Raw genomic sequence first — 12,632 nt, 5'->3', positions numbered from 1 at the left:
CGACTTCCGCCCCGTATGCATACGGAACTTTTCGCGGTGCCCTGATGCTAGCGGCCAATTGCTCGTACAACCTGTACTAGGGTAAATGTATTCAGACAAGCAGCAAAATATCCCACTTCGTCAAATGAAAAACGGGGTGAAAATCGCAAGCGCGGCAGCGCAAGCTTTCCGGAAACGCAAAAAAGCCCCCAAACCGCTGCGGGGCAGCGCATTCGGGAGCTAACCTTACGGCTTCACTCGAAATCGTCGACGTGAAGAACTCTGGCGGCAGGCAGACCGTCAAGCGGCTTTCCTAATTTCGCGCCGACTTTGTCGCGGAAGCCTGCATCGTTTTCCAGCTTTTTCACCGCTTCCTGCGACATCAGAAGCTTGATTTCTTTGTTGCCTGTCTCCAAATAAAATTGGGCGGTATATTGGCGGTATCCGGCCTCCATTTTCAGCATTTCCGCGAAAGGAACCGCAACCGGCTTCACCTCGGCTCCTTCCTCCAAATGCCCGTTGTAGGCCCGGTAAACGATCTCGTCCTTCGTCAGCCGATCCACCTCGAGCTTGCCCTCCAGTCCCACATTGACTATATAACGCATGCCCAAAACACCTGACCCCGTCCTATCGTCAAAAGGATAATGAAGAATAACGGATGAAGTATTTCCGACCCATTCCACCTCAAGCCCAAGCTTCTCGGCGACGGCTCGCAGCGGCACATAAAGCTTCTCTCCGATGAAAAACGGCTCGGGGGCGCCGTCCAAGAAGGAAGCTTTGCCCGTTTGATCCTTCACCTTCACACGAATATTGTCGTACCGGATGTCTATCGCTTGCGGTTCGTCTTTAGCCGCCGGACCGCTTCCATCCTCTTCCGGCTCCTCGAGCTCCATCCGATTCGTCCATCCGACGGATACTTCTTTCGCAATCGGGTCCCACACAGCCGAATACGGCAGATTTTCGCTAAGGAAAGATAAAGGCACGTAAACGGAATCGTTTGCGATGAACGCTTCGGCCGGCCGCCCTCTGTCGTGCCGCCCGAGAAACATCCGTATTTCTCCTTTGGAATATGCCGATAAACGCGCTTCGCCCGGAGGCTTCGGTTCGATCGGTTCGATTCTTTGCTTCAGCAGGCGAATCAGCTCCTCCGCGCGCTCCGATCCGAGCAAATGCGTGTCGAAAACGCTGACATAGGGAAGCTCCACACCGTGTGAATAAAACAAGTATGTTTTCCCTTCTTCGACGCTTGCCTCGCAGCGATCCGGATCGTCGTTCGTCACGACTAGCGACGGCGCCTGGCCTTTATACGTCTCCGCAGCTTCAACTGCAGCCGCTTTCTGGAACGGGTATACCGCTTCTACCTTCGAAACCTTTGCCGTGAAAATCGCTTGAGCCTCCAAAAAATCTTCCTCGATTGAAGTCGGTCCGCGGGAACAGGCATAAGCGGACGGCGTCAGGCAGCCTAAAGACAGCATAGCTATGCAAGCAAACAAAAAAACGGCTATTCCCCATCTTCTCAAGCAATCGCCTCCTTCAAATTTATTCCAATCCATATGACGCTGAAATACCTCATAAAGTTGCGGCTGTCCCCTGACCGGCGGCACAAGAGACGAAATGATGCAGGACTTCGCAAAAAAACCTCCATTTCCGGCAGGTTATGCAGAAATAGAGGTTTTTCAATGCTATGAAAACTTGTTCATTCGTTATCCGACTTCCGGATTGCCCTCCCCGATCCGATTCTACGAAGCTCATCCTGAAAAACACCTTGCAAGTCAGGCTGGGTCAGCTTAGCGATAAACGCCGATTATTGCAGCACCACCGTATCGCCTTCGTTCAAACCGCCTGTCACTTCCGTTTTGTCCGCCGTCTCCATACCGATCGTAATCGTTTTTCGCTCCGGCCCTTGGGCGCCGAGCACGTATACGAACGCCTCCTCCTTGTCCCGCTGAACGGCGATCGTGGGAATAACGAGCGCGCCCTGCTTTTGCTCTGCGGTAATTTTGCCAGTCAAGCTGAGTCCGGCAATCAGCTTATCGTTCGGCTCGAGCGAGACGACGACTTCGAATTGCGCGGCGGCGGCGCCTTGATCGGTGCCGGCTTTGGCGAATTTCGAGATGCGTTCCACCTTCCCGGCAAGCTTCAGCTCCGGCATCGCATCGGCCCTGACCTCTACGTCCATCCCCGACTTGATCTGATACACCTCGTACTCGCTTACCGTGGTCGTCAATTGCAGCTTCGTCAAATCGACGATTTTGCCGATCGCCGTCTTCTCTTCAAGCTTCGGAGGCTCCTTCTTGTCGGCAAAAAGGAAAATCCCGTCGACCGGAGCAGGCAGCGCCGCTTTAGCGACCTTTTCTTTTTTCTCCTCAAGCTGCTTTAATGCCGTCTTTCGCGTAATGGCGTCAAGCTCGTCCTGCAGCTTTCGCAGCTCCTCCTGCCCGTAACGCTTCAGCGACTCCGCGCCGGGGGAATCCGCAGCGTTCGTCTGCGGATCGTTCGCCTGGATCGCATCCTGCGCCTCCTTCAGCTTCATCTCAAGCTCCTGCTTGCGCATGCTCGCCTGCTGCAGCTCGATGTCCGACTTCAGCGAGGAATCGTCGAGCTCGAACAACAGATCCCCTTTCTTCACTTGACCGCCTTCTGCGACATGCCATTTTTTGACCGATCCGTCGAACGGCGGATAGATGACCGTTTCGTTCAAATACGAGGATTTTCCTTTTACTTCGATCGATTTGCTTATATCTTCCTTCGCCGCTTTGAATTGCAGCGCGGACACGATGCTGCTTCCTGCAGGCGTTTTTGGGCCGCCGGAAGATTGGCTTAATGTGTATAATCCGACGGAAATACCGATCGCCACTACGCCGAGCGAAATCGGAATCCACCATTTCTTCTTAGACATGCACGTTCACTCCCGATTTTCGTAAAAGTTATAAGAAGCTGTTCAAAAGGACACCTGGCCGATTTTTGCATACGAGCTATAAGGTTATTCGCGTTTGATCGCGCTTAACGCATCCGTACGCGAAGCTTTGATCGCCGGAAAAATACCGGACAGCACGCCTGTAAGCAAGGCGAAAAACATCCCTACCGGAAGCACCCAGAAGCTGATGAAGAGCAGCTCCGGATCCGAGCCGCTAAAACGCAGCACGATGTAATTGATCCCCCATATGACCCAATAAGAGGTCATGATGCCGAACAAGCCGCCTAGCAGCCCGAGCAGCGCCGATTCGACGATAAACATATTGCGGATTTGCGCCAGGTTTGCGCCGAGCACCTTCATGATGCCGATTTGCCTACGCCGCTGATACGTGGACATCGTCATCGCAACGACGATCGAGATGGAGGCGACGAACAGGATGAACATGCCCGCGCCGGCAAAAACAAGTCTGATGATGGCAAATTCCGAATTCATCCGTTCTTTTTGATGAAGATTGGTCATCGTCTGCAGCTTCAGCTTCTGAATCAGCGCATCTACGCTCGCTACGTTCGACGTCGTATCCACCTTGACTTTAAGCTGCTCGCGATTGCCGGAAGCCCCCGACGATTGGACCGCTTCTGCAGGATTCATCGCAGCGCGTATTTTCTGAGCGAGCGCCGGTGAAACATATGCCTTCTTCTGCCCTTCGATCATGTAGTCCGGCTGTCCTTCCGGACGCTTGAGCACCGCGATGACGCGCACGGGAATCTCTACGATTTTCTGCACCCCTTCCGAATCGCCTCTGAACGAGTTCGGCGTAAGCACAATGGTTTTCTGGTAAACCGGGTACGGTATCGCCTGCCTGTCGCGGTAGTTTACACTTTCCGTTCTGGCGCGGTCCTGCTCCCGCTTCTTCTCGTCGAACAAATTAACGGTGGCACCGTACTCCAGCACGATGACGTTATCCTGATCGCCGGGTCTGCCCTGCTGAAACTCCGAACCGAAGGCTTCCAGCGTATCGAGCTCGGTTGCGATCAATTCGTTTATGTATCCCTTCTTGCTCCCGTCCACCGTATAGGCAAACGAGCCGACATGGCTGACCGACGCCACGCTTTTGACGTTCGGAAAGCTGCGGATTAAGCCCATCTTGGCTTCCGTAATCGGCTCTTGAACAATCTTATCCGGATTGTCGGCCGAGCTCCTCTGCATGGGCGTCACCGTTATTTCATCGGTTTTCAGATAATAGCCCATCTGCTGCTCGCTGTAATGCGAAATCGACTCCCCGAAGGCAAGGGCGACCATGATGGAAGAGGAGCCGATGGCAATGCCGATCGCGCACATCGCGGTGACGACTTTGCGCCGCCTGAGCTGATCCCAGCCGAGCCGGAAATAATCCTTGAGCCTCACTCGTTCTCCCCTCCCCAGTCTTCGTCCTCGACGAGTACTCCGTCCCGCAGCTGTATGATCCGTTTCGTCCGCTTGGCTACCTCGTGCTCGTGCGTGACGATGACGAAGGTCATCCCCAGCGTTTTGTTTAAATCGAGCAGAAGATCGATGATTTCCTTCTCCGTCTTCGTATCGAGATTGCCGGTCGGCTCGTCCGCAAACACGACGGACGGATTGGTAATGAGCGATCTGGCAATACTGACCCTTTGCTGCTGTCCGCCGGAAAGCTGGGAAACGAACATTTCCGTCTTCTGGCCGAGTCCGACCTGCTCCAGCAGCGCAAGCGCCTGCTCCCTTCTTGCTTTGTCGCGAACGCCTTGAAACACGAGCGGCAGCTCGACATTCTCGCGAACCGTCAAATGCGGAATAAGCTCGTAGGATTGAAAAATAAAGCCGATATGCGACCTGCGGAATTCGGCGAGCTCGTTTTCGCTCATTTTTTCGATTGCCCGGTTATCGATCAGAATCGAACCCGACGTCGGCTTCATCAATCCGGCCATGAGGTTGAGCAGCGTCGATTTTCCGGAGCCCGAGCTGCCGAGCAGCGCCACGATTTCATTTTTCTCGACGCGAAAATTGATGTTTTGGAGAACGACCGTATCTTCCCCTCCGTTGCGAAACATGTGCGACAAGTTTTCGATGACAAGCACGTGAATCCTCCTTCATATTCCAGAAGAGGCAAACTCCCCTATGATACATAGACGAACGGGAAAGCGAAAAGCTTACCCATTCTTTCGATACAATTTGTAACATAAAAGCAATCATTTCCAATTGTAATCGAAGCCCCTTAAGAAAGACTACAGAAAATATGAAGAATTTCTTAACACAAACCGGCGCGGTTTTGTCCGAAAATGAGTAGCAACCAAACTTTCCGCTTAAGTTTTGATCCAAACTATGGCATGATATATAATTGATCCCTAAATAATCGTACTTTTGTAATTTGGAATGGAGTGTCATCATGGCTCTAGACGGTTTGGTCATACGTGCAGTACGAGACGAGCTGCAAGCTTGCATCGGCGGGCGGATCAACAAAATCCACCAGCCTTCGAACAACGATATCCTCCTGCAGCTCCGTGCGCAGGGACAAAATTTACGGCTGCTTCTGTCGGCCAGCCCTACCTATCCCCGCGTCCATATGACGGCGCAGCCGTTCGTCAATCCGCTGGAGGCGCCGATGTTCTGCATGCTGCTGCGCAAGCATTGCGAGGGCGGCGTCATCGAATCGGTCGAGCAGGTCGGCATGGAGCGCATTTTGCATATTAGCGTCAGACATCGCGACGAGCTCGGCGATTTGAGCTTGAAAACGATCGTCGTCGAGCTGATGGGACGGCACAGCAACATCGTGCTGCTGGACCCGAAAAGCGGAGCGGTTATCGACGGCATCCATCACGTCACGCCTTCGATCAGCAGCTACCGCGTCATCATGCCCGGCAGCGTGTACGTCGCTCCTCCCGATCAAGGCAAGCAAGACCCGCTTCTCGTCAGCTCCGACGCCTTTGTCGAGCTGTTGGCGGAGGACGGCGAAACGGACGGCGGCGGCAGCGGCAAAGCGCTCGCGGACCGGCTGGTCGCCGCATTCAGCGGCATCAGCCCGACGATCGCCGCCGAAATCGTTCACCGTACGGTGAAAGAAAGTGCCGCACTATCGCCTAGCGCCGTATGGCCTCCGTTTAAGGAACTTATGGAGCTTGTCCGGCAGCGCCGCTATGCGCCGGCAATCGTTACGACGAGTGGCGGCAAAGAGCTGTTTTCGATCACGGAGCTTACGTATGCCGGAGGCGAAGCGAAACATTTCGGCACGATTTTCGAATGCCTGGAAGCCTATTACGGCGACAGGGCGGAACGCGATACAGTCAAGCAGCGCATGGCCGATCTGCTGAAATTTTTGCAGAATGAGAAAAACAAAAACATCAAGAAGCTGGAAAAGCTTGAGGAAACGATGGAGGATGCCAAAGACGCCGACCGGTTCCGAATTCTCGGCGAGCTGGTAACCGCTTCTATCCATCAGATCCGCAAGGGCGACAAGCAAGTCGAGACGATCAACTATTACGATGAAGAGCAACGGACTGTCGCGATCGAGCTGGATCCGCAGCTGTCGCCGTCCGAAAACGCCCAGCGTTATTTCAAAAAATACGCCAAAAGCAAAAACAGTCTGATTGCCGTTCGCGAGCAGCTTGAGAGTACCCGCACGGAAATAAGATACCTCGAAACCGTTCTGCAGCAAATCGGAGACGCCTCGCTTTCCGATATCGAGGAAATCCGCGAGGAATTGATCGAGCAAGGTTATATCCGGCACCGCGGCAAAAAGTCGGTCAAAAAGAAAAAGCCCGACAAGCCGGTCATCACCTGCTACATGTCGAGCGAGAACATTCCGATTTATGTCGGCAAAAACAATACGCAGAACGAGTATTTGACGAACAGGCTGGCGCAATCGACCGATACGTGGCTGCATACGAAAGATATTCCCGGTTCGCATGTCGTCATTCGCAGCGGCAAATTCGGCGAGCCGACCTTGTCCGAGGCTGCGCAATTGGCCGCTTACTACAGCCAAGCCAAACAGTCCAGCCAAGTGCCGGTCGACTACACGCTGATCCGCCATGTACGCAAGCCGAACGGCTCCAAGCCGGGGTTCGTCATCTACGATCATCAAAAAACGCTGTTCGTCACGCCTAACGAAGCCGCGATCAAATCGCTGCAAACCGCCGGAAAGAGCTGAGCAGCGAACGGGCTTCCGGAGTCGTGCCGAGTATATTGACGACTTCAACCATTTATGTGCGCATGCCCTGGAACGGCTTTGCGGCAGCAATCAAAAACGGCGCCTCCGTTACTGCAGGGGCGCCGTTTCTGATTGTTTACCGGTCATCACGGCCGTGTTTGCGCGACGCCGCTTTTTCCCGCAGCGCATCCACCGCGGACATGGCAATTTTCCGCGAGCCGAGCGGAGAATGGAATACGATGCCGTCCCGCTCCCCGTGAAAATCGGAGCCTGCGGTCACGAGCAGCCCGAAGCGCGAAGCGATTTGCTCGTAACGCCCGGCGTCTTCCGCCGAATGATCGGCATGGTAGGCTTCGATGCCGTCCAAGCCGGCTTCGGCGATCCGTTCCACAAGCTCGTCATCCGCGTACAGCCCGGGATGGGCGAGAACGGCCGAGCCTCCCGCCTCGTGGATCCAGCGGATCGCTTCCGCCGGCTCGATTCTCGGCGCATTGACGTAAGCTTTGCCGCCTTTGCCCAAATAATCCGAGAACGCCTCCTCCAACGAGCCCACATAACCTCGCTTGACAAGCAAAGCTGCGATATGCGGCCTGCCGACCGATTCGTCCGGCTTCAGCTCGCGTCCTATATTGGCGATGACTTCATCCATCGTCAATTCGAAGCCGCATGTCTGCAGCTTCTCGATCAGCGCGTCATTGCGCCGCTTGCGCACCTCGCGAAGCTGCTCCAGTCTATCGAGAAGCAACGGGTCGAGCGTGTCGATAAAATACCCGAGCACATGGATATCCTGGCCGCGCGCCGATGTGGATATTTCAACGCCCGGCACGACCTCTAAGCCGATGCTCCGGCCTTCTTCCACCGCTTCGGCAACGCCCGAAACGGTATCGTGATCCGTAATCGCCACAGCGGCAAGACCGGCAGCTTGAGCCAATCTTACATTCCCGCTCGGGGTCAGCATGCCGTCGGAAGCGATCGTATGCGTATGTAAATCCGCAAAACCTCTATCCATCCCCAATTCCTCCATTTATCATTCGATAAAGCGCCATCGGCGCCGTCATTTTATAACCATTTGTTCAAATCGCGTTCCCGCAAAAATTCGAGGAACGTAATGGCAGCCATTGGCAGCAAGGCCGACTTCAAGCGAACGGCATAAAAACTGCGCGTGAACCGGATGCCTTCTATTTCTCTAGCCTGCACGATCCCTAGCGCAACCTCATGCTTCACCGCCGATTGCGATAAAATGGACAGCCCCAGGTTTGCTTCCACTGCCGATTTCACGGCGCCCGTGCTTCCCAGCTCCATCACGATGCGCATGCCGCGGGGATCGACGCCGCGCCGAAGCAGCTCCTCCTCCATCACACGCCGGGTCCCGGACCCTTTTTCCCTGAGTACAAAAGGATAGGACAAGGCGTCCTCCATCGTGATTTTCGTCTGTTTGGCTAGCGGATGCCCCGACGGGACGATCAGCTTCAGCTCGTCGCTCAGAACGGCGTCGGACTGCATATCCGGATGATCGACAAGAGCCTCCACCAAGCCGAAGTTAAGCGTATGCTGGGCGATTTCCTCGACGATTTGCGTCGTATTGATCACCTTCAGACTGACGGATATTTGCGGATATTCCTCGTTAAACGGCCCGAGCAGCCGCGGAAGCATATATTCGCCGACAGTCAAACTGGCTCCGAGGTGGAGCCTTCCCGTCAGCTTATGGCAATAACTCGCCATGGCCGACTCCGTTTCCTGAATCAGCTCGATGCTTCGTCTGGCGTAAGGCATAAGCTCGCGTCCCGCTTCGGTAAGCTCGATTTTTTTGGTCGTGCGGACGAAAAGCTTCACGCCAAGCTGCTCCTCCAGCGATTGCACCTGCATGGTCACAGCCGGCTGGGTCATATGCAGAGCCTGCGCAGCGCTCGAAAAGCTGCCCTTCTCCGCGACGGTATAAAAAATATGCAATTGATGAAAGTTGATTGCCATTTGATGCCGAACCCCCGTTTCAAGCCTTACGGCTCCATCCATTATAGCATAATCAAGCGCAATCCCCGCGACTATTGCTCCGCAACGAAAAAGAAGCCTCCGTCCCCGCAGTTTCAGCGGTTTGGCTGGCTTCTTCGCTTGGATTATGGTCTATCGCAATTTCGCTTCGCTTACCGGGACGCCCGCTGTCGCAACAGGTTCGCCCCTTCGTTATCTGCGTTTACGGCTGTTTTTAATCAGCGTCATTCTTCGGGAATGGCGCAGCCATGAATAATACGATTTAAGATCACGCAGCTCGATCGTTTCGGACATTCGCCCAAGGAACGTAACGACGATCATTTTGTGCAGCACATTCCCCGTTATGTCCGTTTCCGATTCGATGGGCGAAAATTCCGCAACCATAACCAAATCGTCGTCTATTAAATAAACATCCTGCTCATTTCGGTAATAAGATTGTACGCTTGATTGCTTAAGCTTGCTCCATAGAAAAGCACAAATGTCGTCAAAACCTGTTTTTTCGCTTTCAACCCGATCGATCCAGCGAGAGCGGGCATGGTTTGTAATTACGATATCGGCGATTCTTTTTTCCCCAAGCTCTACATAAAAAGGCTCGTAGGTGCTCCACCTGTTCATCATTCTATCTCTCATTATCGCAACTCTCCTCCCAAAAAAACAGGCCCTTCAGACTATGTACTTTTCGATATCGCCCTCTTTAATATATTTTACTCCATATTTACAAATATTACAATTAATTAATTAAGAAGTTTAACGGTTTCCATATAAAATTTGTCCGCCACCGTAATTTCGCCGATAAAATGCCCGGCGAAAGGCGCCTCGTCATACCGTGTAAGAACGTGTTTTGTCCGGTACGTTACGGCTGTACTCCGTCTTGATTTCATTCCGGAAAGAACGTTCAACCTTTTTGACGTAGGGAAGCTTTTGAATGTTGCGCACCGTTTCATCCAGCTTGTCCGCATGAATGTACATGACGACGTAATGCATTTTTTTGGACATATAGTGGATAGAGCCGAATCGCTCCAAGTTTTTGGCCGGCTTCAGATCGTTTACCCATACGATCAGCCCGCTGCGCTGCGTAAGCATGCGAGTCCCTCTCTTCCAATGGTTAATTATGCCGGCGAATACGCTGAAGGCGTTTTCGCAATCGGGTGCTGTCGCAGCATGCCGGGAGCGGAAAAGGCAAAAGCAGTCCGCTCCCTCATGCACTGTGCGATTTATCCGCAATTGCCGCTGCAGCTGCCGCCGGAGCTGCAGCCGCCCGAACCGCAGCCTCCGCCGTCTGCCAGCGGATTATTGCTCGGAACCTTCACCGTTTCGGAAACGGCGTGTGCGATCGTTTTGGAAATTTGATAAAGCAGGTCGTCCACCCGCTCTTCCGCTTCCTTGAATTGCCGTACGGCTTCCATTCCGTCCAATTGCGCCTGAACCCGTTTTACCTCGTCCATAGCTGCATGGTAGTCCGGATGAAAGTGGCCGAACCGCTCGCATTCCTCGAACAGCTCTTTCTTTTTGGCGAAGAGCCGAACAAGCCGTTTGACTTCCTCGTCTTGTTCGACCTTCCGCTTCCAGTATAAATATTGCGAAACTTCAGCCGATCCGTTGATCAGATCGCCAAGCTCGTATGCGTGCATTAAGACACCGGCCATATCGATCGCTTCCGCTTCCAATATACTCATCGAATCACGACCTGTCCTGTAATTTTTCGGCATCCGTTAAGATATACCGTTTTATGACGGGCTGCAGCCGGGCAGCATGATCTGCACCGCATGCCATTGATCCGGCGTCAGCATGACGACATGTTCGGCCTCCCGGCCGCGAAGCTTCCACTCCCCTGACTCTTCGACAATGGCTGTAGGAACGATGTGCCGCTCCGTTCCCTCGACATCCATTCTAACATAAGTCTTCCACTCCATCGCCTGACGCAGCAGCTCCTTGCAGGTAGAAGCGTGATACGGGCGATATTGCTTCACCCACATAGCCGGAATTCGTCTTATGTCGGGAACGAATTCGTTCGGATCGGGCAGAGAAGAATCGACGTTGAAGACCGAAGGCTCCTTATGAAACAAGAAGCTGCCGCAATGCACAGCCTCTGATTCCAGTATAAAGTTTTCCGGGCTCGCGCTCAATACTAAAGAAACATTGTTTTTCATTGTTTTTGTATGATGAAGTTTTTTTTCAGCCGAATCCGCTTGCTGAGAAGCCCACTGAAGCAACGTCGTTTCGACGTTATCGGGAAGCCCGTAGTAGGCGCGGGATCGCAAAAAAAGCAAGGATTCCTGCATATCGCGCACGATCCCAAGATGCCGCGCTTGCAGCAAGCGGTCCTTGGTCAGCCGCAAAACGCCGATATTCCGGTCCACTCTAACCGTCTCGCTTATTGCGGTCAATTGCCAAATATCGGCATAAGAGGCGCCTGACGGGACGAGGAGCTCGAAATCGGGCTGAACATATAACATTCGCTCCGGTTCCTTGCCGGCTTTTGTACCGTCATCGCTGTCTGCGTTCGCATTCCGTGCTGTCGCTTCTCCCGACACCTGCGTAACGATTCCCGTGCCGCCATCGGGCTGGGCGAACAGCTCCAGCCAGCCCAAATCGGCCATCGCTTCCAGCCAGCCGTCGAGAATTTCCCAAGCCGCGTCTTCTTCCGCAGCCGGAACGATGCGATTATCCGCTAGCCAGCTGCGCAATGCGGAAACGGTTTGCATGGCGCCCGCCTCCCGCCCCTCCAGCCAGACAAGCGCATGCTCGAGCCATAACGCTTCCGGCCGGTATAGGCCCCGCCAGCAACGGTATAGCATAGCATGAATGCGCTCGTTCGATACGTCTAGCATATGAGCGACGGCTTGCCGATTAACCGCCAATGTTTTGTTATCGATATAAAGGAGCCCCAGCCGAAACGCCGTTTCCAGCAATACCGCTATATGGGCAGGATAAAACGCTTCATGCTCATAGGAAAGCCCGAACGGGCGGAGCTGCTCTTCTTTGAGTGTCAGCCTTTTGAGCAAGCCGGCGAGATGCTGCTTCGCGATCGTTCCCTTCCCCGTTAACGTTACCTCGAATTCGCTGCAATAACGGAGCAAAAGCAGCAAATTCCAAGCGATGCCAAAATATCCGCCGTTCTCCGGATCGGCGCTTTCGCTTGCAGCCGGCTTCTCAAAGCCATCGTCGCATAAGAGCGACTGCCAGATTGCAAAGCTATCCTCAGGCAGCAGCAAAAGCGTCTCGCCCCATGATTTGCTCAAGGCGAATAAAATGCCCCTGCGGCGCAGCTGCAGAAGTCCAAGCCGCAGTTCCGCGCCGGACAACGCATCATGCCGCGAAGCCTTTTCCAGCGCCGAAGCATCGAACGGCCTGCTGCCGAACGAGATGACAATTCGTTTGAGCGTTTTTATTTCCCATTCTCGCATCGTGCGGTACAGCTCGGACAATATGCGCCTCGTTGTATAGGCTTCCCCAAGCGTTACCCCTTCGTTCAAGCTCCCAGCAATCACATCCTGCTGCTTGAAGATGGCAATGGCCGGCTCAGGCAGCCGTTCCAGCAGTTCTTTTACGTTCATCCGACTATTCCCCTTTACCGGGCGGAAATCG

General features: G+C 53.8%; 11 protein-coding genes. 1 reads left to right on the top strand and 10 read right to left on the bottom strand.

Annotated elements, in window-relative coordinates:
• Nucleotides 1–233: 233 nt before the first annotated feature.
• From DQG23_RS18635 to DQG23_RS18620, 4 genes are all read right to left on the bottom strand, one after another.
• Nucleotides 234–1,499 carry a copper amine oxidase N-terminal domain-containing protein gene (locus DQG23_RS18635; protein ID WP_158560584.1) on the bottom strand — a complete coding sequence of 422 codons (1,266 nt, stop codon included), beginning with the start codon at nucleotides 1,497–1,499 and terminating at the stop codon, nucleotides 234–236.
• A 284-nt stretch (nucleotides 1,500–1,783) separates the two neighbouring features.
• On the bottom strand, nucleotides 1,784–2,878 hold the full coding sequence (locus DQG23_RS18630; RefSeq protein ID WP_113032368.1) for an efflux RND transporter periplasmic adaptor subunit: 1,095 nt from the start codon (nucleotides 2,876–2,878) through the stop codon (nucleotides 1,784–1,786).
• An 84-nt stretch (nucleotides 2,879–2,962) separates the two neighbouring features.
• The gene (locus DQG23_RS18625; protein ID WP_113032367.1) at nucleotides 2,963–4,300 is read right to left on the bottom strand and encodes an ABC transporter permease; all 1,338 of its coding nucleotides are present in this window, start codon (nucleotides 4,298–4,300) and stop codon (nucleotides 2,963–2,965) included.
• Nucleotides 4,297–4,989: an ABC transporter ATP-binding protein gene (locus DQG23_RS18620; protein WP_113032366.1), complete on the bottom strand. Its 693-nt coding sequence runs from the start codon at nucleotides 4,987–4,989 to the stop codon at nucleotides 4,297–4,299. Before DQG23_RS18620 ends, DQG23_RS18625 begins: the two co-directional genes overlap by 4 nt.
• A 308-nt stretch (nucleotides 4,990–5,297) precedes the next feature.
• Here DQG23_RS18620 and DQG23_RS18615 point away from each other — a divergent pair, with 308 nt between their 5' ends.
• Nucleotides 5,298–7,055, top strand: a complete 1,758-nt coding sequence (locus DQG23_RS18615) for an Rqc2 family fibronectin-binding protein (protein WP_113032365.1) — start codon at nucleotides 5,298–5,300, stop codon at nucleotides 7,053–7,055.
• Between the two features lie 136 nt (nucleotides 7,056–7,191).
• On the opposite strand, the gene DQG23_RS18610 is transcribed toward DQG23_RS18615, so the two are convergent.
• From DQG23_RS18610 to DQG23_RS18585, 6 genes are all read right to left on the bottom strand, one after another.
• The gene (locus DQG23_RS18610; protein WP_192894605.1) at nucleotides 7,192–8,064 is read right to left on the bottom strand and encodes a PHP domain-containing protein; all 873 of its coding nucleotides are present in this window, start codon (nucleotides 8,062–8,064) and stop codon (nucleotides 7,192–7,194) included.
• A 50-nt stretch (nucleotides 8,065–8,114) separates the two neighbouring features.
• Nucleotides 8,115–9,026 carry a selenium metabolism-associated LysR family transcriptional regulator gene (locus DQG23_RS18605; RefSeq protein WP_113032363.1) on the bottom strand — a complete coding sequence of 304 codons (912 nt, stop codon included), beginning with the start codon at nucleotides 9,024–9,026 and terminating at the stop codon, nucleotides 8,115–8,117.
• A gap of 210 nt (nucleotides 9,027–9,236) precedes the next feature.
• A complete protein-coding gene (locus tag DQG23_RS18600) occupies nucleotides 9,237–9,674 on the bottom strand; it encodes a hypothetical protein (RefSeq protein ID WP_113032362.1) in 438 nt (145 codons plus the stop codon).
• Nucleotides 9,675–9,863: 189 nt separating this feature from the next.
• A complete protein-coding gene (locus tag DQG23_RS18595; protein WP_113032361.1) occupies nucleotides 9,864–10,127 on the bottom strand; it encodes a YlbG family protein in 264 nt (87 codons plus the stop codon).
• Between the two features lie 131 nt (nucleotides 10,128–10,258).
• On the bottom strand, nucleotides 10,259–10,720 hold the full coding sequence (locus DQG23_RS18590; RefSeq protein WP_113032360.1) for a YlbF/YmcA family competence regulator: 462 nt from the start codon (nucleotides 10,718–10,720) through the stop codon (nucleotides 10,259–10,261).
• A gap of 51 nt (nucleotides 10,721–10,771) precedes the next feature.
• Nucleotides 10,772–12,601 carry a hypothetical protein gene (locus tag DQG23_RS18585; RefSeq protein WP_113032359.1) on the bottom strand — a complete coding sequence of 610 codons (1,830 nt, stop codon included), beginning with the start codon at nucleotides 12,599–12,601 and terminating at the stop codon, nucleotides 10,772–10,774.
• Nucleotides 12,602–12,632 lie beyond the last annotated feature (31 nt).

The organism is Paenibacillus contaminans (assembly GCF_003285015.1).
In the GTDB taxonomy this organism is placed as follows: domain Bacteria; phylum Bacillota; class Bacilli; order Paenibacillales; family NBRC-103111; genus Paenibacillus_V; species Paenibacillus_V contaminans.
The sequence above is the reverse complement of the archived record's forward strand: the minus strand, read 5'-3'. Positions and strand labels throughout refer to the sequence as shown.

What these genes read in the sequence shown, in the direction of transcription:
- DQG23_RS18630 (WP_113032368.1), bottom strand. Translation starts at nt 2,878, where the DNA reads ATGTCTAAGAAGAAATGGTGGATTCCGATTTCGCTCGGCGTAGTGGCG.
- DQG23_RS18615 (WP_113032365.1), top strand. Translation starts at nt 5,298, where the DNA reads ATGGCTCTAGACGGTTTGGTCATACGTGCAGTACGAGACGAGCTGCAA.
- DQG23_RS18610 (WP_192894605.1), bottom strand. Translation starts at nt 8,064, where the DNA reads ATGGATAGAGGTTTTGCGGATTTACATACGCATACGATCGCTTCCGAC.
- DQG23_RS18605 (WP_113032363.1), bottom strand. Translation starts at nt 9,026, where the DNA reads ATGGCAATCAACTTTCATCAATTGCATATTTTTTATACCGTCGCGGAG.
- DQG23_RS18600 (WP_113032362.1), bottom strand. Translation starts at nt 9,674, where the DNA reads ATGAGAGATAGAATGATGAACAGGTGGAGCACCTACGAGCCTTTTTAT.
- DQG23_RS18595 (WP_113032361.1), bottom strand. Translation starts at nt 10,127, where the DNA reads ATGCTTACGCAGCGCAGCGGGCTGATCGTATGGGTAAACGATCTGAAG.
- DQG23_RS18590 (WP_113032360.1), bottom strand. Translation starts at nt 10,720, where the DNA reads ATGAGTATATTGGAAGCGGAAGCGATCGATATGGCCGGTGTCTTAATG.
- DQG23_RS18585 (WP_113032359.1), bottom strand. Translation starts at nt 12,601, where the DNA reads ATGAACGTAAAAGAACTGCTGGAACGGCTGCCTGAGCCGGCCATTGCC.